Source organism: Acidocella sp. KAb 2-4, from assembly GCF_020567705.1.
Classification (GTDB): Bacteria; Pseudomonadota; Alphaproteobacteria; order Acetobacterales; family Acetobacteraceae; genus Acidocella.
On the sequence record NZ_JAJDJU010000012.1, the window covers coordinates 60,761 to 83,295 of the forward strand.

General features: G+C 69.1%; 29 protein-coding genes. 17 read left to right on the top strand and 12 right to left on the bottom strand.

Annotated features, from left to right (window positions below; translation table 11 throughout):
• Window positions 1-51 precede the first annotated feature (51 nt).
• The 3 genes from LI953_RS09595 (at window position 52) to LI953_RS09605 (ending at window position 2,083) form a co-directional block, all read left to right on the top strand.
• On the top strand, window positions 52-513 hold the full coding sequence (locus LI953_RS09595; RefSeq protein WP_227075848.1) for a methylated-DNA--[protein]-cysteine S-methyltransferase: 462 nt from the start codon (window positions 52-54) through the stop codon (window positions 511-513).
• Window positions 510-1,481, top strand: a complete 972-nt coding sequence (locus tag LI953_RS09600; RefSeq protein ID WP_227075849.1) for a quinone oxidoreductase — start codon at window positions 510-512, stop codon at window positions 1,479-1,481. Before LI953_RS09595 ends, LI953_RS09600 begins: the two co-directional genes overlap by 4 nt.
• A 74-nt stretch (window positions 1,482-1,555) precedes the next feature.
• On the top strand, window positions 1,556-2,083 hold the full coding sequence (locus LI953_RS09605; protein ID WP_227075850.1) for a phosphatase PAP2 family protein: 528 nt from the start codon (window positions 1,556-1,558) through the stop codon (window positions 2,081-2,083).
• Here LI953_RS09605 and rnhA read toward each other — a convergent pair.
• Both rnhA and LI953_RS09615 read right to left on the bottom strand, forming a co-directional pair.
• Complete coding sequence (gene rnhA / locus LI953_RS09610; RefSeq protein ID WP_227075851.1) at window positions 2,080-2,541, bottom strand: ribonuclease HI; 462 nt, start codon at window positions 2,539-2,541, stop codon at window positions 2,080-2,082. The genes LI953_RS09605 and rnhA overlap by 4 nt on opposite strands.
• Window positions 2,531-3,490 (bottom strand): homoserine kinase, encoded by a 960-nt coding sequence (locus tag LI953_RS09615; RefSeq protein WP_227075852.1) that lies wholly within the window; start codon window positions 3,488-3,490, stop codon window positions 2,531-2,533. Before LI953_RS09615 ends, rnhA begins: the two co-directional genes overlap by 11 nt.
• A 44-nt stretch (window positions 3,491-3,534) precedes the next feature.
• Here LI953_RS09615 and LI953_RS09620 point away from each other — a divergent pair, with 44 nt between their 5' ends.
• The 3 genes from LI953_RS09620 (at window position 3,535) to LI953_RS09630 (ending at window position 6,672) form a co-directional block, all read left to right on the top strand.
• Window positions 3,535-4,113 (top strand): hypothetical protein, encoded by a 579-nt coding sequence (locus LI953_RS09620; protein ID WP_227075853.1) that lies wholly within the window; start codon window positions 3,535-3,537, stop codon window positions 4,111-4,113.
• A gap of 30 nt (window positions 4,114-4,143) precedes the next feature.
• On the top strand, window positions 4,144-6,066 hold the full coding sequence (locus tag LI953_RS09625; RefSeq protein WP_227075854.1) for a bifunctional 2',3'-cyclic-nucleotide 2'-phosphodiesterase/3'-nucleotidase: 1,923 nt from the start codon (window positions 4,144-4,146) through the stop codon (window positions 6,064-6,066).
• Window positions 6,067-6,210: 144 nt separating this feature from the next.
• The gene (locus tag LI953_RS09630) at window positions 6,211-6,672 is read left to right on the top strand and encodes a DUF2147 domain-containing protein (RefSeq protein WP_227075855.1); all 462 of its coding nucleotides are present in this window, start codon (window positions 6,211-6,213) and stop codon (window positions 6,670-6,672) included.
• Here LI953_RS09630 and LI953_RS09635 read toward each other — a convergent pair whose 3' ends face one another.
• From LI953_RS09635 to thiS, 3 genes are read right to left on the bottom strand one after another with little or no spacing between them, the layout of a single operon-like run.
• Window positions 6,673-7,287: a VC0807 family protein gene (locus LI953_RS09635; protein WP_227075856.1), complete on the bottom strand. Its 615-nt coding sequence runs from the start codon at window positions 7,285-7,287 to the stop codon at window positions 6,673-6,675.
• A gap of 5 nt (window positions 7,288-7,292) precedes the next feature.
• Window positions 7,293-8,099 carry a thiazole synthase gene (locus tag LI953_RS09640; protein WP_227075857.1) on the bottom strand — a complete coding sequence of 269 codons (807 nt, stop codon included), beginning with the start codon at window positions 8,097-8,099 and terminating at the stop codon, window positions 7,293-7,295.
• A gap of 2 nt (window positions 8,100-8,101) precedes the next feature.
• Complete coding sequence (thiS, locus tag LI953_RS15595; protein ID WP_227075858.1) at window positions 8,102-8,323, bottom strand: sulfur carrier protein ThiS; 222 nt, start codon at window positions 8,321-8,323, stop codon at window positions 8,102-8,104.
• A gap of 92 nt (window positions 8,324-8,415) precedes the next feature.
• Between thiS and aroQ the strand changes: the two genes are divergently transcribed.
• From aroQ to accC, 3 genes are read left to right on the top strand one after another with little or no spacing between them, the layout of a single operon-like run.
• On the top strand, window positions 8,416-8,871 hold the full coding sequence (gene aroQ, locus LI953_RS09650; RefSeq protein WP_227075859.1) for a type II 3-dehydroquinate dehydratase: 456 nt from the start codon (window positions 8,416-8,418) through the stop codon (window positions 8,869-8,871).
• Window positions 8,868-9,332: an acetyl-CoA carboxylase biotin carboxyl carrier protein gene (accB, locus tag LI953_RS09655; protein WP_227075860.1), complete on the top strand. Its 465-nt coding sequence runs from the start codon at window positions 8,868-8,870 to the stop codon at window positions 9,330-9,332. The genes aroQ and accB overlap by 4 nt, the downstream gene beginning before the upstream one ends.
• A gap of 1 nt (window position 9,333) precedes the next feature.
• Window positions 9,334-10,671 carry an acetyl-CoA carboxylase biotin carboxylase subunit gene (gene accC / locus LI953_RS09660; RefSeq protein WP_227075861.1) on the top strand — a complete coding sequence of 446 codons (1,338 nt, stop codon included), beginning with the start codon at window positions 9,334-9,336 and terminating at the stop codon, window positions 10,669-10,671.
• Window positions 10,672-10,738: 67 nt separating this feature from the next.
• Here accC and LI953_RS09665 read toward each other — a convergent pair whose 3' ends face one another.
• From LI953_RS09665 to LI953_RS09675, 3 genes are read right to left on the bottom strand one after another with little or no spacing between them, the layout of a single operon-like run.
• The gene (locus tag LI953_RS09665; RefSeq protein WP_227075862.1) at window positions 10,739-12,061 is read right to left on the bottom strand and encodes an ATP-binding protein; all 1,323 of its coding nucleotides are present in this window, start codon (window positions 12,059-12,061) and stop codon (window positions 10,739-10,741) included.
• Entirely contained in the window at window positions 12,058-12,756 is a 699-nt protein-coding gene (locus LI953_RS09670; protein WP_227075863.1) for a response regulator transcription factor, read from the bottom strand. The genes LI953_RS09665 and LI953_RS09670 overlap by 4 nt, the downstream gene beginning before the upstream one ends.
• A 4-nt stretch (window positions 12,757-12,760) precedes the next feature.
• On the bottom strand, window positions 12,761-13,333 hold the full coding sequence (locus tag LI953_RS09675) for a MarR family winged helix-turn-helix transcriptional regulator (protein ID WP_227075864.1): 573 nt from the start codon (window positions 13,331-13,333) through the stop codon (window positions 12,761-12,763).
• A gap of 113 nt (window positions 13,334-13,446) precedes the next feature.
• Between LI953_RS09675 and LI953_RS09680 the strand changes: the two genes are divergently transcribed.
• Window positions 13,447-14,349, top strand: a complete 903-nt coding sequence (locus LI953_RS09680; RefSeq protein ID WP_227075865.1) for a branched-chain amino acid aminotransferase — start codon at window positions 13,447-13,449, stop codon at window positions 14,347-14,349.
• Between the two features lie 7 nt (window positions 14,350-14,356).
• Window positions 14,357-14,911, top strand: coding sequence for an acyltransferase family protein (locus tag LI953_RS09685; protein WP_227075866.1), 555 nt, complete (start codon window positions 14,357-14,359; stop codon window positions 14,909-14,911).
• Between the two features lie 4 nt (window positions 14,912-14,915).
• On the opposite strand, the gene LI953_RS09690 is transcribed toward LI953_RS09685, so the two are convergent.
• Genes LI953_RS09690 through LI953_RS09700 form a run of 3 tightly spaced genes read right to left on the bottom strand, consistent with a single transcriptional unit; the run spans window position 14,916 to window position 17,870 of the window.
• A complete protein-coding gene (locus LI953_RS09690) occupies window positions 14,916-16,301 on the bottom strand; it encodes a glycosyltransferase family 39 protein (protein WP_227075867.1) in 1,386 nt (461 codons plus the stop codon).
• On the bottom strand, window positions 16,302-17,384 hold the full coding sequence (locus LI953_RS09695; RefSeq protein WP_227075868.1) for a glycosyltransferase family 2 protein: 1,083 nt from the start codon (window positions 17,382-17,384) through the stop codon (window positions 16,302-16,304).
• A 6-nt stretch (window positions 17,385-17,390) separates the two neighbouring features.
• Window positions 17,391-17,870, bottom strand: a complete 480-nt coding sequence (locus LI953_RS09700) for a peroxiredoxin (protein ID WP_227075869.1) — start codon at window positions 17,868-17,870, stop codon at window positions 17,391-17,393.
• 115 nt (window positions 17,871-17,985) lie between these two features.
• On the opposite strand from LI953_RS09700, the gene LI953_RS09705 reads away from it, so the two are divergent.
• Window positions 17,986-18,573 (top strand): YqgE/AlgH family protein, encoded by a 588-nt coding sequence (locus LI953_RS09705; protein WP_227075870.1) that lies wholly within the window; start codon window positions 17,986-17,988, stop codon window positions 18,571-18,573.
• A complete protein-coding gene (rdgB, locus tag LI953_RS09710) occupies window positions 18,570-19,145 on the top strand; it encodes an RdgB/HAM1 family non-canonical purine NTP pyrophosphatase (protein WP_227075871.1) in 576 nt (191 codons plus the stop codon). The genes LI953_RS09705 and rdgB overlap by 4 nt, the downstream gene beginning before the upstream one ends.
• A 26-nt stretch (window positions 19,146-19,171) precedes the next feature.
• Here rdgB and gloB read toward each other — a convergent pair whose 3' ends face one another.
• Entirely contained in the window at window positions 19,172-19,897 is a 726-nt protein-coding gene (gene gloB / locus LI953_RS09715; protein WP_227075872.1) for a hydroxyacylglutathione hydrolase, read from the bottom strand.
• A gap of 40 nt (window positions 19,898-19,937) precedes the next feature.
• Between gloB and LI953_RS09720 the strand changes: the two genes are divergently transcribed.
• The 4 genes from LI953_RS09720 (at window position 19,938) to LI953_RS09735 (ending at window position 22,496) form a co-directional block, all read left to right on the top strand.
• Window positions 19,938-20,651 (top strand): class I SAM-dependent methyltransferase, encoded by a 714-nt coding sequence (locus LI953_RS09720; RefSeq protein WP_227075873.1) that lies wholly within the window; start codon window positions 19,938-19,940, stop codon window positions 20,649-20,651.
• Window positions 20,648-21,409, top strand: coding sequence for an SDR family oxidoreductase (locus LI953_RS09725; RefSeq protein WP_370635783.1), 762 nt, complete (start codon window positions 20,648-20,650; stop codon window positions 21,407-21,409). Before LI953_RS09720 ends, LI953_RS09725 begins: the two co-directional genes overlap by 4 nt.
• A 1-nt stretch (window position 21,410) precedes the next feature.
• Complete coding sequence (locus LI953_RS09730) at window positions 21,411-22,181, top strand: hydroxypyruvate isomerase family protein (RefSeq protein ID WP_227075874.1); 771 nt, start codon at window positions 21,411-21,413, stop codon at window positions 22,179-22,181.
• Window positions 22,182-22,310: 129 nt separating this feature from the next.
• Window positions 22,311-22,496 carry a hypothetical protein gene (locus LI953_RS09735; protein ID WP_227075875.1) on the top strand — a complete coding sequence of 62 codons (186 nt, stop codon included), beginning with the start codon at window positions 22,311-22,313 and terminating at the stop codon, window positions 22,494-22,496.
• The last annotated feature ends 39 nt before the right edge of the window (window positions 22,497-22,535 follow it).

Consider the following 22,535-nt stretch of genomic DNA (forward strand, 5'->3'; position numbering starts at 1 on the left):
CGCCGCAAGCCCCGCTTGATCCGGCCCCGGCCTGAGACTAGCCTGCGCCCCATGCCCGCGCTTTCCATGCATTCCCCGGTCGGGGATCTCACGCTGTTCGCGGAGGATGACGCCATTGTCGCGCTCGAATGGGGCTGGGGTAGCCATCAGGACCCCTCGCCCCTGCTGATCCGCGCCAAGGCGGCGCTCGACGCGTATTTCGACGAGGACGCCCCCCTCCCCGCCGATCTCCCGCTCAACCCGCACGGCACCGCCTATCGCCAGAAGGTGTGGGCGGCGCTGCGGCAGATCCCGCTCGGCGAAACCCGCAGCTACGGCCAAATCGCCGCCCTCGCCGGCGGCTCCGCCCGCGCGGTGGGCGGCGCCAACGCCACCAACCCCATCCCCATCCTCATCCCGTGCCACCGCGTGCTGGGCAGCGCCGGGCTGGGCGGCTATTCCGGCGGCGATGGCCTCGCCACGAAACGCTACCTGCTCGATCTCGAACACCGCATCAGGGCCAGACACCGATGACCAAAGCCATCCGCATCCACTCCACCGGCGGCCCGGACGTGCTCAAATGGGAGCAGATCTCGACCCCCAACCCCGGCCCGCATGAAGCGCTGATCCGCCACGAGGCGGTCGGGCTCAATTTCATCGACGTGTATTTCCGCAACGGCCTCTACAAAACCGCCCTGCCCGCCACCATCGGCATGGAAGGCGCTGGCGTGGTCGAGGCGGTGGGCGAGGCGGTAAGCCATGTCGCCCCCGGCGACCGCGTGGCCTATGCCGGCGGCCCGCTCGGCGCCTATGCCACACACCGCGTGATCCCGGCCGACCGGCTGGTGAAGCTGCCCGAGGGCATTTCCAGCCAGACCGCCGCGGCGATGATGCTGCAAGGCATGACCGCGCAATTCCTCCTGCACCGCACCTTCAAGGTACAGAAGGGGCAGACCATCCTGGTGCATGCGGCGGCGGGCGGGGTCGGGCTGATCATGTGCCAATGGGCCGCGCATTTGGGGGCGGAGGTGATCGGCGTGGTCTCCACCGAGGCCAAGGCCGAGCTGGCCCGCGCCAACGGCGCCGCGCATGTCATCATCGGCCACGCCAATCTGGCGGCCGAGGTCAAGCGCATCACCGGCGGCGCCATGGTGCCGGTGGTGTATGACGGCGTCGGCAAGGACACGTTCAACGCCAGCCTGGATTGTCTGGCGCCATTCGGGCTGATGGTCTCGTTCGGCAACGCCTCCGGCCCGGTGCCGCCCGTCGATATCTCCATCCTCAACGCCAAGGGCAGCTTGTATCTCACCCGCCCCGGCTTCGCCACCTATACCGCCAACCCGGCCGACCTCAACGCCGCGGCCCAGGGCTTGTTCGCGGCCGTGCTGTCGGGCGCGATCAAGATCCAGGTCAACCAGACCTTCCCGCTGGCCGAGGCCGCCGCCGCCCATGCGGCGCTGGAAGCCCGCCAGACCACCGGCAGCTCGGTGCTGCTGCCCTGAGACCCGGCCTGCCGCTGCCCCTCGCCGCCTTTTGGGCGGCGCTGCTCTTCGCTAGCCTGCTCGGCATCCTCTGGGTGGACCAGCCCGTAGCCCTGCTCGGCGCCCCGCGCGGCCCGCTGCATTGGGTGTTTTCGGGGTTGGCCTCGCCCTCACTGCTGGCGCTGCCGGGGGCGGGGCTGTTCCTGCTCTGGGCGCTGGCGCAAAACTTGCGCGGGGTGGGGCGGCTGCATCCGCTCGGGCTGCGCCTCAGCCTCGCCGTGCTCGCCGCCACCGCCGCCAAGGATGAGCTGAAATGGCTCTTCGGCCGCCCCTGGCCGGAAGCCTGGCTCAAATACGGCATCTACGCCTTCCACCCCTTCGCCACAGGCGGGCTGTATGGCGGCTTCCCCTCGGGCCATACCGCCTATGTCTCGGCGCCGCTCGGGGTGCTGTGGGCGCTGCGCCCGGCGGGGCGGGCGCTTTACGCCGCCATCATCCTGGCGGTGATGCTCGGGCTGGTCGGCGCCGATTACCATTTCGTGTCCGACGTGCTGGGCGGGCTGCTCACCGGCACGTTCTGCGCCTGGGGCACGCTCGCCCTGCTCGGGCCGGAACGGGGCTAACCCGCCCGCACCAGGTTTTCGCGCGCGGCGGTGGCCAGGGCGTCGGCGCGCTCGTTCATCACATCGCCCGAATGCCCGCGCACCCAACGCCAGTCGATCTCATGCGGTTTCGCCGCCGCCAGCACGCGCTGCCATAAATCCATGTTCTTCACCGGGTCGCCGGTGGAGCTGCGCCAGTTCTTGCGCACCCAGCCAGTATGCCAGCGGGTGATGCCGTTCTTCAGATATTCGCTGTCGGTATGCAGCACCACCTTGCACGGGCGGGTCAGGGCGGCGAGCGCCTCCGCCGCGGCGGTCAGCTCCATGCGGTTATTCGTGGTCTCGCCCTCGGCGCCCGAGAGTTCCTTCAGCGCGCCCTTGTATTTCAGGATCGCGCCCCAGCCCCCCGGCCCCGGATTCGGCTTGCAGCCGCCATCGGTCCAGATCTCGACGAGCGCCCCGGCGGTTTCAGAGTCCATAGGCCGAGGCATCCCTGGCGGCGAGGTGGAAGCGTAGGCGCCGGTAATAATCCAGCGGGTCCTTGGGCGTGACCATCGCGCCTTCCGGGGTGTTCAGCCAGTCATACAGCCGGGTGAGCAGAAAGCGCATCGCCGCGCCCTGGGCCAGCACCGGCAGCGCCGCCTGCTCGGCGCCCGAGAGCGCGCGATGCGCCATATAGCCGCGCAGCAGCGCACGCGATTTGGTGATGTTGAACGAGAAATCGCGCTCGAAGCACCAGGCGTTGAGGCAGACCGCGACATCGTAGGCGTAGAGATCGGTGCAGGCGAAATAGAAATCGATCAGCCCGGAAATCTCGCCATTCAGGAAGAACACGTTATCGGGGAACAGATCGGCATGGATATGCCCCACCGGCAGATCGCGCGGCCAGGCGGCGGTGATGCCGGCCAGCCAGGCGCTCAGCTCGCCGCCCAGCCCGGCCTGCACGCTATCGGCCTGCGGCAGGCATTTCTGCAAGAGCGGCTCCCAGCTATCGGGGCCAAGCCCGTTGCGGCGGGTGGGCGCGAAGCCCTGCCCGGCCAGATGCAGCTTGGCCAGCGCCGCGCCCAGCGGCTCGCAATGCTCCACCAAAATCCGGCGCGGCCACACGCCGGGCAGGAAGGTGGTGATGGCGGCGATCTTCCCGGCCAGCGGGTTGAGGTTCTGGCCGTCACGCGCGCGCACCGGCAGCGGGCAGGAGAGGCCCTGCGCCGCCAGATGCTCCATCAGCCCCAGGAACCACGGCAGGTCCTCCGGGTTCACCCGCTTCTCATACAAGGTGAGGATGAAATCGCCCCCAGTGGTCTTCAGCGCGTAATTGCTGTTCTCCACGCCCTCGGCGATGCCGCGGAAGGCGAGCAGCGTGCCGATCTCGTAGCGCGCCAGGAACTCCATCAGCGCTTCGTCGGTGACTTCCGTATAAACTGCCATGCGCGTAGATGACCGGGCGGGAAAATTCTGGCAAGGGAGGGGGCATGAAAGATTTCCGCCTGCGCACCCTGACCGCCTTGTTCAGCCTCGCCGCGCTCTCCGGTTGCGGCGGCCACCCCAAACCCGAGGCCGGCGCCAGCCCCGCCGCGCCCCCCGCCGCCCCGGCCGGAAGCAAGCTCTACTGCCCGCAAGTGGCGGTGCTGCAACAGGCGCAGACGCTCTCCACCTTCCTGCCCGACCGCTCGGATGTCGCCGCCGCGCTCACCACCGCCACCATCACCGGCATCTCCGGCGCGTGCGTGGCCGAGAAGCACGGCCAGGCCCTGCTGATCACCGTCAAGGCTGGGTTCGAGGCCGATAACGGCCCGGCCAATCACGGCGCCCCGCTCAGCCTGCCCTGGTTCGCCGCCATCACCCGCGATGACAGCATCCTCTCCAAATCCACCTACCAGATCCCGCTGAAATTCGACGGCAATGCCAGCCTCGCCTATGCCACCAGCCAGCCCGTGAAGATCGAGGTGCCGAACGTGCCGGATTCGGCCAATCTGCAAATCCTGGTCGGGTTCACGATGACCCCGGACCAGCTCGCCTACGCCGCCGCCCACCCCACCGCCGCGCCGTAACGCCCGGCCCGGCCCGCCGGAGGAGCCAGCATGCGCCCCGATCTCAGCCGCCGCGCGCTGCTGCAAGCCGCCGCCCTGCTGCCCGCCGCCCCGGCGCTGGCGGCGGACGGCCCGGTGATCAAGCTGCGCCTGCTGGAAACCTCCGACCTGCACAGCTTCGTCGAGGATTACGATTATTTCCGCGACCAGCCGGATGAAAGCGTCGGCCTGACCAAAATCGCCACCCTGGCCGCCGCCGCGCGGGCCGGGGCGCGCAATTCGATGCTGTTCGACAATGGCGACATCATCCAGGGCAACCCGCTGGCCGATTACGTCGCCCAGCCCGGCAATTTCCCCGCCGATGGCATCCACCCCACCATCCGCGCCATGAACACCATGGGCTACGACGCCGCCACGCTCGGCAACCACGAATTCAATTACGGGCTGGACCTGCTGCGCAAATCCCTGGCCGGGGCCAATTTCCCCTTCTGCTCGGCCAATTACCTGCATGAGGACGGCACGCCCTGCCTGCCGCCCACCCTGCTGCTCACCCGCCGCTTCACCGCCGAGGATGGCAGCCGGCACACGCTGAAAATCGGCGTGATCGGCTTCCTGCCGCCGCAGATCACGCATTGGGACCGCGACCATCTGGCCGGGCAGGCCCGCTCGCGCGACATCGTGGAGGCCGCCGCCGCCTACCTGCCCGCCCTGCGCGCCGAGGCCGATCTCGTCATCGCCCTCAGCCATTCCGGCATCTCCGCCGCCCCGCGCCAGGGCGGCGAGGAAAACGCCAGCCTCCACCTCGCCACCGTGCCGGGCATCGATGTCATCTTCACCGGACATTCGCACCGCACCTTCCCCGGCCCCGATTACGCCGGGCTGGACGGGGTGGACGCCACACTGGGCACGCTGCACGGCATCCCTGCGGTGATGCCCGGCTTCTGGGGCGGCGAGCTGGGGCAGATCGACCTCACCCTAACCCAGGCGGGCGGCAAATGGGTGGTCAGCGATTTCACCTGCGCCACCCTGCCCATCGCCGAGCGCCAGGACCATACGGTGACCTCGCTCGCCGCCAACAACGCAGCCGTGGACAAGGCCGTGGCCCCCGAGCACCAGAAAACCCTGGCCTGGATCCGCGAGCCGATCGGCCAGCTGGCGCAGCCGGTGAATTCCTATCTGGCGCTGGTCAACGGGGCGGACAGCTCACTCGCCTTGGTCAACGCCGCCCAGCTCTGGTACGCCACGCCGCTGCTGCCCGCCGCGCTGCGCGGCCTGCCGGTGCTCTCCGCCGCCGCCCCATTCAAGGAGGGCTATCAATCCCCCGAGAATTACGTCGATCTCCCGGCAGGCGGCATCGCCATCAAGGATGTCGCCGATCTCTACAGCTACCCCAACACCGTGGCCGCGGTGCGGGTGAACGGCGCCGCCCTGCGCGAATGGCTGGAGCGTTCAGCCGGGATCTTCAGCCGCATCGACCCCGCCAACCCGGCCCCACAGGCCCTGCTGCGCCCGCGCGTGCCCTCTTATATTTTCGACGTGATGGCCGGGGGCGTGACCTATGAGATCGACCTCACCCAACCCGCCCGCTATGGCGCGCATGGTCTGGCGCATCCCGCGGCGCGGCGGATCGTCAATCTGCGCTACCAGGGCGAGATGGTCACGGATGACCAGGTTTTCGTGGTCGTCACCAATAATTACCGCGCCGAGAGCGGCGGCATCGTGCGCGACCCCGCCGATATTGTGCTGCACGCGCCGGACAAAACCCAGGACGTGCTGGTCCGCTACATCCTGGCGCAATCGCCGCTGCGCGTGGCCACGCCGGAAATCTGGCGCTTCGCCCCGCTCGGCGCCCCGGTCACCGCCATCTTCGAGAGCGCGCCGGAAGCCGCCAAGGCGCTGCTGGCGCTGGGCAATATCAGCCTGCAAGGCGATGCGGGCGATGGCTATGCCAGCTACGCGATGCAGCTAAGCTGACCCCAGGCTGCGGCATTTTTGCCACAGCTACCGCAAATTTGCATAGCTGCTCTGTTTTTAACTGGCCTATATGCGGGGTCCGCTGGTAACAAGGAGATCGACGGAATGCAAAACAATCGGCACCGTCTGGGAGACAACAACTTTTTGCGCCCCTGGCTTTTCGCCTTGTGGCTGATCGGCGGCCCTGCCCTGGCGCAGGCCGCCGGTAATTCCCAACCCTTTCCCCCGGGCAACTGGCTCACCGAAAATAACGGCACCGTGGTCGCCATCGCCCCGTGCGGCGGCGATATCTGCGGGCGCATCGCGGGCATCGTGCTCGACCACCCGACCGACCCGGCGCCGATGGACTGGCGCGGCCAGCCGCAATGCGGCGACCTCATCATCAAGGCCGCCCCCGCCCCCACCACCGACGGCACGCGCAAATGGGCCGGCACCGTCACCGACCCGCGCAACGGCAATGTCTATCAGGCGACCGTGGTGCTCGACGATGCGGGCAATGTGCGGCTACACGGCTATGTCGGCCTGCCGCTGCTGGGGGTAACGCAAATCTGGCATCCCTATGCCGGGGCGCTCGGCCCCAATTGCCAGATGCCGCCGCCGGGCTGATCAGCCTTTGCCGATGATCGCCCGCGCCGCCGGGTTACGCGCGATATAGCCAAAGCTGGCCAGCATCAGCCCGCCGAACATGCACGCCGAAACCACCGGCGAGACCAGCAGATAGCGCGGGATCGGCCAGATCCAGGCCAGCCAGCACATGGCGGCGGTCTGCCCCACCAGCCCGACGCCCCACACCCAGGTGAGCCAACGGAACGCCTCCGGCACGCCGGGCTGCTCCCAAATCGCCTCATACGCCGCCAGCCCGCCCGCGCTGTTGCGCGCGATGGCGGCGCGGGCGAGGTAGAAGATCAGCGGCCGCCTCAGCCCCAGCGAGGCCAGAAAGCCCAGCCCCACCGCGCCGGTGACCAGCGCGTCGCGGATCTGGATCAGCCGCGCCGAACCGCCCAGCGCCGTCGCGCCCACGGTGAGCAGAATACTCCCCGCCACCACGGCGGAGATCGCGTCCATCCGCTTGCTGCGGACCAGCTCGGCCACGCTCCAGGCCAGCGGCGGCACGGCGGAGGCGATCAGCGCCCGCGTGTCGCCATAAGCGGCGTCCAGCCCCTCATAGACGAGATAAGGCGCGATGAAATTGGCGACGACTTCAGGGGCGGCGTTGAGCACCCGCCTCAGCGGATTAGCCCCGTCATCGGGCTGGAGGCGCTGGCATAGCCCTTGCGCGGGATGCGCCCGGCGCGGAAGGCCAGCCGCCCGGCCTGCACGCCATGGCTCATCGCGCGCGCCATCAGCACCGGGTCATCGGCCAGGGCGATGGCGGAATTCACCAGCACCGCGTCGCAGCCCAGCTCCATGGCGAAGGCAGCGTCCCACGCCGTGCCGACCCCGGCATCGACCAGCACGGGCACCTTCACCGCCTCGATGATGCTCTGGATCATCAGCGGGTTTTGCACCCCCAGCCCGGAGCCGATCGGCGCCCCCAGCGGCATGATCGCGACGCAGCCCATATCCTCCAGCTTCTTCGCCGCCACCGGGTCGTCGGCGCAGTACACCATCACCTCGAACCCGTCCTTGATCAGCGCCTTGGCGGCCAGCAGCGTGGCCTCCATGTCCGGGTAGAGCAGCGGCGGCGGGCCGAGCACTTCCAGCTTCACCAGATTCCAACCCCCCGCCTCGCGCGCCAGGCGCAGCGTGCGCACGGCCTCGTCGGCAGTGAAGCAGCCGGCGGTGTTGGGCAGATAGGTATAGCGCGCCGGGCTCACGTAATCCTGCAACATCGGGGCGTTGCGGTCCGAGAGGTTCACCCGGCGCACGGCCACCGTCACCATCTCGGCGCCCGAGGCCTCGATCGCCGCGGCGGTGGTTTCCAGGTCTTTATACTTGCCGGTGCCGACCACCAGGCGCGAGGAAAATTTGCGCCCGGCGACAATCCAGGAATCGTCGCCCGTCACCGCGTCACCCTGCACGATGCCATCCATGCTCAACCACCCCCCACGAAATGCACGATCTCGATCGCGTCGCGCGCCGCCAGAGGCGTGGCCTCGTAGAGCGAGCGCGGCACGATCTCCAGGTTGCGCTCCACCGCCACCTTGCGGCGGTCCAGCTCCATCAGCGCCAGCAGCCCGGCCAGGGTGGTGCCTTGCGGCACGCTCATCGCCTCGCCATTCACGGTCAGGGCCAGCATTTCAACCGTATCGTTCATGTTCCGCATTATCGGGCCGCCCCCCAAACCCCGCAAGGGGCGCTTAAATATTTGTCCGGCTCGATTCCTCTATGCTAGCGGGTTTGCCCATCATGGCCGCACCACTCATCCTGGTCCTCAACGGACCCAACCTGAACATGCTCGGCACGCGCGAGCCGGAGATCTACGGCTCCGCCACGCTCGACGATCTGGAGACCCTGTGCGCGGAAACCGCCGAGGGGCTGGGCCTGGCGATCGAATGCCGGCAAACCAATCTGGAGGGCGAGCTAATCAGCTGGGTGCAGGAAGCGCGCGAGCGCGCCGCCGGGCTGATCATCAACCCCGCCGGATATTCGCACACCTCGGTGGCGCTGATGGACGCGCTGCTGGCGGTGGACATCCCGGTGATCGAGGTGCATCTGTCCAATATCCACAAGCGCGAATCCTTCCGCCACCACTCGTATGTGTCGCGCGCCGCGACTGGGGTGATTTGCGGTCTGGGATTTGCGGGTTATAGGCTGGCGCTGATTGCCCTGTCCGACATTCTGGAAGAAGAAGACGACCAATGAGCCTTTCATTCGACCCCAAGACCCTGGCCGAACTCGCCGCGCTGCTGAACGAGACCGGCCTCTCTGAGATCGAACTGGCCGAAGGCGACCGCAAGGTGCGGCTGGCCCGCGCCATCACCCAGGTAACCATGCCGATCGCCGCCCCCGCCGCGCTGGCCGCCGCCCCGGCCCCGGCCGCCGCCGCCGCCGCAGCCCCCGTGGCCGCGCCGGCCGATCTCTCCAAGCATCCCGGCGTGGTCAAGAGCCCGATGGTCGGCGTCGCCTATCTCTCCGCCGAACCCGGCGCCGCGCCTTATGTGACGGTCGGCCAAAATATCGAGGCCGGGGCCACCCTGCTGCTGGTGGAGGCGATGAAGACCTTCAACCAGATCAAGGCCCCGCGCGCGGGCGTGGTCAAGCAGATCCTCGTCGCCACCGGCGCGCCGGTGGAGTTCGACGAACCGCTGATGATCATCGAATAAGATGTTCAAGAAAATCCTCATCGCCAATCGCGGCGAAATCGCGCTGCGCGTGCTGCGCGCCTGCCGCGAGCTGGGCATCGCCTCGGTCGCGGTGCATTCCACCGCCGATGCCGACGCCATGCATGTGCGCCTCGCCGATGAGAGCGTGTGCATCGGCCCGCCCTTGGCGCGCGATTCCTACCTCAACATGCCCGCCATCATCTCCGCCGCGCTCATCACCGGGGCCGAGGCGATCCATCCGGGCTACGGCTTCCTCTCCGAAAACGCCGCCTTCGCCGAGATGGTGGAGGCGCATAACCTCGTGTTCATCGGCCCCACCGCGCAGCATATCCGCATGATGGGCGACAAGATCACCGCCAAGAGCACGATGGCCGATCTCGGCGTGCCGCTGGTGCCCGGCTCGGTGGGCGAGCTGGCCTCGCTGGAGGAAGCCCGCTCGGTGGCGGATAAGATCATGTACCCGGTGCTGATCAAAGCCGCGGCGGGCGGCGGCGGGCGCGGCATGAAGGTGGCGCGCGCGGCCGACGAGCTGGAGGCCGCCTGGCGCGAGGCCCGCGCCGAAGCCGGCGCCGCCTTCGGCAACAACGCCGTCTACATGGAAAAGTATCTCGACAAGCCCCGGCATATCGAGCTGCAGATCCTGGCCGACAACCATGGCGAGGTGGTGCATATCGGCGAGCGTGACTGCTCGCTCCAGCGCCGCCACCAGAAGGTGCTGGAGGAAGCCGGCTCGCCGGTGATCTCGGCCGCGCAGCGCGACGAGCTGGGCCGTACCGTCACCACCGCGCTCAAGCGCATCGGCTACCGCAACGCCGGCACGCTGGAATTCCTGTACCAGGACGGGCAGTTCGCCTTCATCGAGATGAACACCCGCCTGCAGGTCGAGCACCCGATCTCCGAGATGATCTCGGGCATCGATCTGGTGCGTGAGCAGATCCGCATCGCCGCCGGCGAGAAGCTAGGCTACACGCAGGACGACGTGGTGCTTTCTGGCCATGCCATCGAGTGCCGCATCACCGCCGAAGACCCGGAAAGCTTCGCCCCCTCGCCGGGCCGCGTGGAGGTGTTCCACCCGCCGGGCGGGCTAGGCGTGCGCGTCGATTCCGGCCTCTATGCCGGGTACCGCGTGCCGCCGCACTACGACAGCCTGATCGCCAAGCTGATCACCTACGGCAGGACGCGCGAAGAGGCGATCGCCCGCATGAAGCGCGCCCTGCGCGAATTCGTGATCACCGGCATCAAGACCACCATCCCGCTGCACCAGCGCATCCTGGAAGCCCCGGATTTCGTCGCCGGGGATTACACCATCCACTGGCTGGAACGCTTCGTCGCCGGGTAAGTCCGGGGCGAAGCAAATGACCAAAGGGGGCGCTGCCCCCTGCGGCACTCACCTCACCCAGAGGGGCTCACACCGGCAGCTCAATCGCGGCGCGCAGGCCGCCGCCGGGGCGGTCGAGCAGGCGGATGGCGCCGCCATGGGCGATGACGATATCATTGGCGATGGCGAGGCCGAGGCCGGTGCCGGCTGGGTCGTCGCTCTCAAAGGGTTTGAGCAGCGTCTCGCGCTTGGCGGCGGGGATGCCCGGGCCGTCATCATCGATCAGGATTTGCAAGCTGCGCGGGCCAGTCAACCCGGCACTTACCCATATCTGGCTGCCATGGCGGCGGGCATTGTCGATCAGGTTGGTCAGCGCCCGGCGCAGCGCCTCGGGGCGGATGGTGGCGGCCAGACGTTCGGGGGTGGTGAGGCTCACCTGCCCCCCGGCGCGGCGGGCGGCAGCGCAGATCTCCTCAAGCAGCGGCGCGATCTCGGTCAGCACCGGCTGCTCGCCGCCCTCGCCGCGGGCGAAGTTGAGATAAATGCCGATCAGCCGCTCCATATCCTCGATATCGCCAGTCATGTCGGCGAGGTCCTGCGGCGGGATTTGCGGCTGCATGGCCAGGGCGAGGCGCAGCCGGGTGAGCGGGGTGCGCAGATCATGCGACACCCCGGCCAGCATGGTGGTGCGCTGGGCCAAAAAGCGGCGCACCCGGTCCTGCATGCGGTTGAAGGCGGCGGCGGCGCGGCGCACCTCGGTCGCGCCCTCGGGGCGGATCGGCCCGGTATCGCGCCCCATGCCGAAATCCTCGGCGGCGGCGGCGAGGCGGCGGATCGCCCGCACCTGCGTGCGCAAAAATAGCGCCGCCACCCCCAGCAGCAGCGACGAGGTGCCCACCACCCACACCAGAAACACATAATAAGTGCCAATATACAGGCGCTTGCGCGGCACCTGGATGCCGAGCACGCCGTCGGGCATCTGCACGTTGATGACGATGATACCGGGCACCTCGTTCCAGGCGACGTTGAACGGCCGGCTCAGCCCCTGCGCCAGGGCGTGGGCGAGGTCGGTATCGACCGGGCCGGGCGCGTCGGGCGGCGGCAGGTGGCGCAGCACCTCGCCGGGCAAAAACCGGGTCTGGAACTGGAAATAGCGGTCGGTTTCCTGGATCGTCACCCCGCGCGCGGCCGGGTCGCGGTCGATCTCGCCAACCATGAAGGCGACCTCGCCCGCCACTCCGCCCGCCAGCCGGCGCGACAGCACGTCGAGATGATTGCCGTAGAAAATTTGCAGCGCCACGCCCTGCACCAGCACCAGCGGGATCAGCACGATCAGCAGCGAGCGCCCGAACAACCCGCGCGGCAGCAGCTTGCGGGCGACGCGCTCGGCGCCGAAACCGTCGAACTTCACGGCCCCGGCTTCAGCGCATAGCCCTTGCCGCGCACCGTGTGCAGAAAGCGCGGTTCGCGCGGGTCGGGCTCGATCTTGCGGCGCAGCCGGGTGACCTGCACGTCGATCGCGCGTTCATTCACATCGTCCAGCCCCAGCGCCGCGGCCAACGCCTCGCGCGAGAGCGTCTCATGCGGGCGCGCGGCCAGGGCGGCGAGCAGCGCCAGCTCCGCCCCGGTGAGCCGCACACGGGTCTGGCCCGCCACCAGTTCGCCGCGCTCGGGGTCGAACACCGCCTGGCCGAGCTGCACCGGGCCGAGCGGGACGCTGGCGGCGGGCTGGGCGCGGCGCAGCATGGCGCGGATGCGCGCCACCAGCACGCGCGGGTCGAACGGCTTGCCGAGATAATCATCGGCCCCCGCCTCAAAGCCGGCGACGATGTCCTCCGGCGTGTCGCGCGCGGTGAGCAGCAGGATCGGCATGTCCGGGGCGCGCTCGGCGCGCAGGCCGCTGGTCAGCTCCAGCCCGCTCTCGCCGGGCATCATCACATCCAGCACCATCAGGTCGAAATCGAGGAAGCGCAGCTTGTCGCGCGCCTCGGCGGCGGAACCAGCCTGGGTCACGCGGAAGCCCTGCTCGGCGAGGAAACGCGCGGCGAGCTGGCTCAGCCGCGCATCGTCATCGACCAGCAGGATATGCGGGGCGTCGCCGCTCATGCAATCAGCCGGCGCTCCGCTGCCCCTTGCCGCGGGTCTCCTGGCCGTCGATGCAATCGCGGCCCTGGGCGTTCATCAGCCCGCGCAGCACGCGCTTGAAGCCTTCCACCGCCGGGCCGCCCGCCTCGCGATACGCCGTCACCAGCCGCTCGCGCTGGGCCTCGAATAGTTTGCGCTCCAGCGCCGCGCCTTTGTCGGTCAGCGTCAGCAGGCGCTGGCGCCGGTCCTGGCTGCCGGGCGTCTGCGCCACGTAGCCTTCCTGGATGAGCGGGCCGAGCACGCGCGTCAGGCTCTGCTTGGTGATGCCGAGGATGCCAAGCAGATCACCCACGGTCAGCCCTGGGCGGCGGCCGATCCAGTGCAGGCAGCGGTGATGCGCGCGGCCATAGCCGAGCTCGGCGAGCAGCGCGTCGGGCGCCTCGTTGAGGTCGCGCATCGCGAAAAAGATCATATCCTGCGCGAGGCGGAGTTCATCCTCGCGCAAAAACAGCAGCCCCGCCCCGGCAGCGGTGTGCCCGGTGCCGGGCAGGGTTTCGCGTTTCGAGGCCGGGAAGGGTTGAGCGGACGGGTCTGGCATGGCAATTTCGTATTCTTGAGAGAGGTACGCCTTGCCTGTGCAGGGCAGCGCGTCTGACTGATATACTATTTCATACTGTCCTGTTACAGTAGCGCAAACGGAGAGTTTTGACCATGGCGCTGGTTCCTTTTGACGATCGTGACGGTTTCATCTGGTGGGATGGCAAGCTGATCCCCTGGCGTGAGGCCAAGCTGCACGTCCTCAGCCATGGGCTGCACTACGCTTCTGCCGTATTTGAGGGCGAGCGCTCCTATGGCGGCAACATCTTCCGGCTGGACGCGCATACCGACCGGCTGATCCAATCGGGCCATATTCTCGGCTTCGAGATCCCCTTCACCCACGCGCAGATCAACCAAGCCTGCAAAGACGTGCTGAAGGCCAATAACCTGACCGACGCCTATCTGCGCCCGGTGGCGTGGCGCGGCTCGGAGATGCTGGCGGTTTCCGCGCAGCAGACCAAGATCCATCTGGCCGTGGCGTGCTGGGAGTGGCCGAACCTGTTCGGCGCCGACCGCATGAAGGGCGTGCGCCTGGGCATCGCCGATTGGCGCCGCCCGCACCCCAAGACCGCGCCCACCGCCGCCAAGGCTTCGGCGCTCTACGCCATCGGCACGCTGTCCAAGCACGCGGCCGAGGCCGAGGGCTTCAACGATGCGCTGATGTACACCTGGGACGGCTTCGTGGCCGAGGTCACCGGGGCCAACATCTTCTTCGTCGCCGACGGCAAGCTGCACACCCCGACGCCGGATTGCTTCCTCGACGGCATCACCCGCAAGACCGTGATCGCCCTGGCCAAGGCCCGCGGCATCGAGGTTATCGAGCGGCACATGAAGCCCGAGGAAATGGCGAATTTCGGGGAAGCCTTCGTCACCGGCACCGCCGCCGAGGTGACCCCGGTGCGCCAAATTGGCACACTGCATTTCGAGCCGAGCCAGATCACCGAGACGCTGAAATCCGATTACGAGGCGCTGGTGATGATGAGCCCGGACGAGGTGGAGAAGCGCGCCGCCGCGTAAGCGCCGGATGACCGCCCAAGCCGCGCCGGCCCGGCCGGGCGCTGAGACAGCGTCTGGCGGCAAGCTGGTGCCGCTCGAGGCCATGCGCGGCACCGCCGCCGCCGTGGTGGTGCTGTATCACGTCATCCTCGCCTTCACCGCCAAGGGGGTGACGAGCCAGCCCGCAACCGGCCATGCCGGGCTTGATTTGCTGCTGCAATTCCTGCTCGGGCTGGTCAATGGCAGCGCCGCCGTGGCGGTGTTCTTCGTGCTCTCCGGCTTCCTGGTCAGCCTGCCCTTCGCGCGCAGCCGCAATCCGGCGCGCATCGCCGCCTCGGTGCTCAAGCGCTGGCCGCGCCTCGCCGGGCTGACCATGCTCGGCTGCCTGCTCTCCGTCGGGGCGCTCACCTTCCTGGCGCTGCACGCGGCGCTGGGCCAGGTGCTGGCCACGGTGCTGGCGGCGCTGCTCAGCATCGGGCTGGCGGTGGCCGGGGCGGTGCCGCTATTCCGGGTCGATCAAGCCTGGACCAAGCTGGTCAACCGCGCCGCCGCGCCGCTGCAACCGGCCAAGGCCCGCGCCTGACGGCTCAGGGCCGGGGCAACAAAATGCCCGGCGCCTGCGGCGTGAGGCGGCATAGCCGGTAGGTTTGCACGGGCTCGCCGCTGCGTTTGCGGGTGAGCGTGCCGGTCTGGTCGCAGCGCACCCAGGACCGATGCGTCACCAGGATGCCGGTCTCGCCCTGCACCCCGGCCTGCGGCCAGTCGAAATAGCGCCAGCGGGGCTCGAACCCCACCACGCGCAGCCCTGGCGGGGCGTAATAGGCCAGCGCCGCGGCGGTGGCGTAATCATCGGCGGTAACGAAATCGGGGTGCAGGGCGGCCAGTTCGGCACCCAGCTGCGGCCAGCCCGCCATTTGCAGGGCCGAGGTGTCGAGCCGCGCCGGGACCGGCAGCGGCGCCGCCCAAGCCTGCACATAGACCAGCGCGGTGAGGCCAAAGCCCAGCCCCAGCGACGGCGCCCGCCAGCGCCCCAGCACCGCCTGCGGCAGCGCGCCAATGGCGAGGCAGGCGGCCGGATACACCACCGCCACCCAATTGCCCTCGACCCGTTGCGAGAGCACATGTTCAAGGAATACCGCCCCCGGCAGCAGCGCCAGCCAGAGCAGCAGCCGCGCCGCCAGGCTGGCCTCGCGGCGCAGCCCCCACAGCCCGCGCACCGCCAGCACCGCGATGCCCGGCGTGAACAGCAGGAACTGGCTGCCCAGCAGATCGCCCAGAAAGCCGAGCGCCCGGCCCGGGCGGAACCCCGCCTCGCGCCCGCCCTGCTTGGCGTAACTCACCCAGCCATGCGCGGCGTTCCAGGCGATATCCGGCGCGAACACGAGCAGCGCCAGCGCCGCCCCCAGCCAGGGCCAGGGCGTGCGCAGCCAGGCCCGCCCGCTCCGCCCAGCCAGCGCCCAGCCGAACACCGCCAGGAGGAACAGCAGCCCAGTATATTTGGAGGCCAGCATCAGCCCCGCCGCCAGCCCCGCCGCCAACCACCAGCCCGCCTTGCCGTCCGCCACCAGCCGCGCCATGGCCCAGAGGCCGGCGATCCAGAAGAATATCAGCGGCGTGTCGGGCGTCATCAACACCGCCCCGGCGCCGAGCAGCAGCGTGGCGTTGAGCATCGCGGCGGCGGTCAGCCCGGCGCCACGGCCGGGGAACAGCCGCTCCGCCGCGTCCCAGGCCAGCAGTGAGCCGGCGAAGGTGGAGAGCGGGCCAAGCAGCCTGATGCCCAGCGGCGACGGCCCGAGCAGCGCCGTGCCCGCGCGGATCCACAGCGCCACCATCGGCGGATGGTCGAAATAGCCGGGCTGCAGATGCGTGGACCAGAGGAAGTAATAGGCTTCGTCGGGCACCAGCGGCAGGCTGGCGGCCAGCGCTAGGCGCAGGGCGGTGAGCGCCAGCAGCGCCGCGAGGGCGAGCCGCATTTACCGCACGCGCCAGACCAGCGTGGCGGAGACGGCGTAATTCCACACCACGCCCACCGCCGCCCCGGCCGCGCCGGAGAACAGCCCGTGCCCGTTCTCGGCATAGAGCGCCTTGGCGATGCCGATATTGGCATAGGCGCCCAGGCTGCACACGGCCAGGAACAGCACCAGCCCGCGCCACGCCCGCGCACCCTTTAGCCGCTGCGCGCGGTAGGTAAGCTGGTTGTTGAGCTCGAAATTGGCGACCATGGCGATGATCGTGCCGATGGTCTGCGCGGTGCCGAACCCGGCCCCGGCCATCATCGCCAGTTGCAGCACCAAAATATTGACCAGCACGCCGAAGCCGCCGACCAGGGCGAAGGAAATGAAGCGCAGCGGCACCGTCCCGCGCAGCGCCTTGTCGAGCAGCATGCCGGCGAATTGCGCCAGCACCAGCACGTCCAGCTTGCTCTCGCCCGCCTGGCGGGGGCGGAATTTATACGGGATCTCGGCCACGTTGAGCCGCCGGGGCGAGGCCATGATGAGATCGAGCAAAATCTTGAAGCCCTGGCCGGAGAGCCGCGCCGCGAGCTGCTCGAACAAATCGCGCCGGAGCAGGAAGAAGCCGCTCATCGGGTCGGTGATGCCGGTATGCGTCACCGCCTGGGCCAGCTTGATGCCGGTTTCCGACAGCCACACCCGCAGCGGCGAGGCCAGCCCGGCGGCATCCCCGCCGGCGACATGCCGGCTGCCCACCGCCATATCCGCGCCGCCCTGCACGGCGGCCAGCATCGGCGGCAGGCGGGTTTCGTCATGCTGCATGTCGCCATCGATCACCGCGACATACGCGCCGGAGGCCGACAGCGCCCCCTCGATCACCGCCGAGGACAGGCCGCGCCGCCCAATGCGGCGGATGCAGCGCACGCGCGGATCATCCTTGGCCAGGGCGCGCACGGCGGCGGCGGTGCCGTCCGGGCTGTCGTCATCGACGAACACGACCTCCCAGTCGATGCCATCGAGCGCGCTGCCGAGCGCCGCCACCATCGGCGCCACATTGGCGCGCTCATTATAGCACGGCACGATGACCGTGAGGGTGCGGGACACGGCGGGTTAAAGCGCTTCGAGCACCGCCTCGGCGCGGCTGACCTCGAAGCCGCCCGGCTCCTCGACGAACAGCTTGGTGACCACGCCATCCTCGGCCACCAGGGCGAAGCGCTGGCTGCGCACGCCCATGCCGCGCGCCACCAGGTCCAGCTCCAGCCCCAGCGCCTTGGTGAAGGCGGCGGAGCCATCGGCCAGGAAGGTGATAGCCTCGCCCGCCTTCTGGTCCTTGGCCCAGGCGCCGAGCACGAAGGCGTCGTTCACCGCCATGCACACGATGCGGTCCACGCCCTTGGCCTTGATCTCGGCCGCGTGCTTGACGAAGCCCGGCACATGCTTGGCCGAGCAGGTGGGGGTGAAGGCGCCGGGCACGGCGAACAGCACGACCTTGCCGTGGCCCAGCAGCTCGCCCGTATCGGCCTCGCGCGGCCCCTCGGCGGTGGCCACCATGAGCTTCATGGCCGGAATCTTGTCGCCTGTCTTGATCATGCTGTCTGTCTTTCCCTGCGGCGGATGACGCTACGTATACGAACTGCCGGGGCGCGTGAAGAGAGCGCCCGCGGCGGGGCTGGCCCTGGTCTGAGGCGCAGAATATATTGGCGCAATGGCGGACGCAAAACATTCCCGGGCGGACACACCCGATTGGCTGACAGGGCAGCTCCTCATCGCGATGCCCGCGATGGAGGACCCGCGCTTCGTGCAGAGCGTGATCTATGTCTGCTCGCATAATGGCGAGGGGGCGATGGGCGTGGTGCTCAACCGCCCGCTGCGCGCGCCGAAATTCAGCGACCTGATGCACCAGCTCGGGGTCGAGCCCAGCCCGCCGCAGCGCGAGCTGGCGCTGGGCACGGGCGGGCCGGTGGATGAAACCCGCGGCTTCGTGCTGCACAGCGCCGATTGGCTCTGCGACACCAGCCTGCGCGTGGACGCAGACCGCGCCCTCAGCGCCAGCCTGGATATCCTGCAAGCGGTGGCGGCGGGCGGCGGCCCGGCCCAGGCGCGGTTGCTGCTCGGCTATGCCGGCTGGGGCGCCGGGCAGCTGGATGCCGAGATGCGCCAGAATGTGTGGCTCAGCACCACCGCCGACGACGCGCTGATCTTCGACACCGCCTACACCACCAAATGGCAGCGCGCCTTGGGCAAGCTGGGCATCGATCCGGGCATGCTCTCCGGCGCGGCGGGGCGGGCATGAGACAGCTCGTCATCGCCACCCATAATCCGGGTAAGCTCAAGGAATTCCGCCCGCTGCTGGCGCCGCTGGGCTATGCCCTCACCTCCGCCGGCGAGCTCAGCCTGCCCGAGCCGGAGGAAACCGCCGGCACCTTCCCCGGCAATGCGCGGATCAAGGCGCTGGCGGCGGCGCAAGCCTCCGGCCTGCCCGCCCTGGCCGATGATTCCGGGCTCTCGGTGGCCGCGCTCGGCGGCGGGCCGGGCGTGTATTCGGCGCGCTACGCGGCGGGCGATTACCCCGGCGCCTTCGCGCGCCTCATCGCCGCCTGCGCCGCAGCCGATGAATGGCGCGCGCGCTTCACCTGCGCGCTCTGCCTGGCGCAGCCCGACGGCGCCACCGCCACCTATATCGGCCTCGCCCATGGGCGCATCGCCCCGGCGCCGGAGGGGGTGGGCGGCTTCGGCTACGACCCGGTCTTCATCCCCGATGGTTACACGCAGACCTACGCAGCGCTGGGGGCGGCGGTGAAGGATGCCATCAGCCACCGCGCCCAGGCGATCGCACAGCTTTTGGCAGCATTGTCTGCGCGTTAGTTAAATTAACCACAAAGCGGTTAATCTCAGAAATTATCCTTGGCGGCGCGGATGCGGGCGAATTCCTCGACCGTGGCGGCGCGCAGGAACGGGTTGGTCGCGCGCTCCTGCCCCAAGGTCACCGGCAAAGTCGGCTGGCCCTTTGCGCGCAGCGCCGTCACCTCGGCCGCGCGGGCGACGAGCGCGGCGTTGTGCGGCTCCACGGTGAGCGCGAATTTGGCGTTGGACGCGGTGTATTCATGCGCGCAACAGACCAGCGTGGCATCCGGCAGCTCGGCGAATTTGGCGAGCGAGGCGAACATCTGCGCCGGGGTGCCCTCGAACAGCCGCCCGCAGCCGAGGCTGAACAGCGTGTCGCCGGGCAGCAGGATGCCACCATCGGCGATGTAATAGGCGATATGCCCGAGCGTGTGTCCCGGCACCTCGATCACGCGCAGCTTGGCCGCGCCGAAATCGACCAGCGAGCCCTCATGCACCGCGATATCCAGCTTCGGCAGGCGCTGCGCGTCGGCGCCATTGCCGACGACCTTGGCGCCGTAGCGGGCCACCAGCCCCTCCACCCCGCCGATATGGTCGCCATGGTGGTGGGTGAGAAAGATGAAATCCAGCCCCAGCCCCGCCGCTTCCAGCGCCGCGATGGCGGGTTCGGCCTCGGCGGGGTCGACGATGGCGGTGACCCCGGCCACCTCCTCGCGCAGCAGCCACGCATAATTGTCGGAAAGCATCGGAATCGCTTGTGCCGTCACTGCCATGTCTGTCGCTCCTTACGTTGTCCCGCGCTATATAAGGGCAATGGCGATCGATGCGCGAGATGCGGCCGGATTTTACACCACCCAGCTGGGCCGGCTGACCGCCGGGCTGCTGCGGCGCAAGCTGGGCGCGATCTGGCCCGATTGCGCCGGCCAGGCGGTGCTCGGGCTGGGCTTCGCCGGGCCGTATCTGGAGCCCTGGCGGGAGGCGGCCGGGCGCTGTATCGCGCTCTCGCCCCGGCATATGGGCGTGGCGCCCTGGCCCGCCGGGCGCGGCTCGCTGGCCTGCCTGGCCGAGGAGGACGCGCTGCCCTTCCCCGACCTGATGTTCGACCGCATCCTGCTCGTGCACGGGCTGGAACAGGCGGATAACGCGCGGCGCACGCTGCGCGAGGCGTGGCGGGTGCTGAAGGATGACGGGCGGCTGATCGTGGTGGCGCCGAACCGGCGCGGTCTGTGGGCGCATGCCGAGAGCACGCCCTTCGGCCATGGCCAGCCTTATTCCGAGGGCCAGCTCGCCCGGCTGCTGACGGGGCTATTTTTCCATGTGGAGACGCAAACCCCGGCGCTGTTCGCCCCGCCCTGCGGCTGGCCGCCGCTGCTGCGCGGTTTCGGGCTGTGCGAGCGGGCCGGGCGGCTGCTGGCGCCGCGCTTCTCGGGGTTGGTAATCGCCGAGGCGACCAAGGCGCTGCACGGCGCGGTGCCCGCCCGCCAGCGCGCCAGCGGGCGGCGCGTGCTGGTGGATGCCGGGCGGTGAACGACAGGAAGAATGCGGGAATGACAAAGGTGGCGGTGATCACCGGCGGGGGCAGCGGCATTGGCCGCGCCGCCGGGCGCAAGTTGGCGGCGGCGGGCTGGCGCGTGGTGCTGGCCGGGCGGCGGCAAGCGGCGCTGGACGAGGCGGCGGCGGCGCATCCCGGCCTCATCCCCCTGGTGGCCGACGTGACCGACGAGGCGGCGGTGCAGCGCCTGTTCGACGAGACCGTGAAACGCTGCGGCCGGGTGGATCTGCTGTTCAACAATGCCGGGATGTTTCCGCCCGCCGCGCCGGTGCCGGATGTGGCGCTGGCCGATTTCACCGCCGCGCTGGCGGTGAACGTGACCGGCATGTTTCTATGCGCGCGCGCCGCCTTCCGGGTGATGCAGGCGCAATCGCCCCAGGGCGGGCGGATCATCAATAACGGCTCGATCTCGGCCCAGGTGCCGCGCCCGCAGGCGGTGGCCTATACCGTCTCCAAGCACGCGGTGACCGGGCTGACGCGCGCGCTCGCGCTGGAGGGGCGGGCCCATAACATCGCCTGCGGGCAGATTGATATCGGCAATGCCGCGACCGAGCTGACCGCCGGGATTGCGCGCGGCTCGATGCAGGCGGATGGGCGGATGGCGCCGGAGCCGATGATGGATGTGGAGGACGCCGCCGCCTCGGTGCTGCACATGGCGGGGCTGCCGCTCGCGGCCAATGTGCAATTCATGACGGTGATGGCCACGGCCATGCCGTTCATCGGGAGGGGTTAGGATGCTACGCTTTTCCGCCAATGTCTCGACGCTGTTCACCGCCCTGCCGGTGGCCGCGCGCTTCGCCGCCGCCGCCCGCGCCGGGTTCACCGGGGTGGAGATGCAGTTTCCCTACGAGCTGCCCGCCGCCACCTTGGCCGAGGCAGCGCGGGCGGCGGGGCTGGACTGGGTGCTGATCAACGCCCCGGCCGGGGATTTCACGGCCGGGGCGCGCGGCTTCGCCTGCCTGCCGGGCGGCGAGGAGGCGTTTTGGCACAGCCTGCGCCAGGCCGCCGATTACGCCGCCGTGCTCGGCTGCCCGCGCGTGCATTGCCTGGCCGGCAACCTGCCCGCGGACGAGGCGCCCGAGCGCTGCTGGGACGTGCTGGTGGAAAATCTGCGCCAGGGCGCCGCAATGCTGGCCGCGCGCGGCATGCAATTGCTGGTGGAGCCGCTGAACCGGACCGACAACCCGCGCTTCATCCTCGACGGCTACGCCGATGCCGACGCGCTGCTGACCGCCGTGGGGGCGGACAACCTGGCCTTGCTTTACGACGTGTATCACGCCCGCGCCGCTGGCGAGGACTGGCTGGGCGGGCTGGAGCGGCGGATCGGGCGGATCGGGCATATCCAGTTCTCCGATTATCCGGGCCGGGGCGCGCCGGGCACGGGCGAGCTGGATCTGGCGCGGCTGTTCCGCGCCATCCGCCATCTGCCCTATGCGGGCTGGACCGGGGCGGAATTCTTCTCGCCCAGCCCCGGCGCGGCGGCGCTGGACTGGCTGGCGGATTAACGCGGCGGCCGTGATCCGCGGCGGTTTGGCAACAATAACCGCGAAATCCGCCCATCCGGCGGGGTAGACCTCGATTTTTAAGATGATTTTTGAACAGACTGCCGTAATGTGGAGGCTGGAACCAGCACCATGTTTGATCTGTTGCGAAAATTTATCCAGGACCGCAGCGCCAAGCAACTCGGCACAACCCCAGTGCCGGGAGAGAGCGATATGTATGCGCCGCCCGGTGAAGCGCATGAGAAATCCGGGCTGGTGCCACCGCTGCTGATCGCGCTGATCCTGAGCCTGCTGCTGCTGGCGCGGCTCAGCCACTAAAATCCCCGCATCGTTACCGCCCGCGCCCGCCCTGGCGGA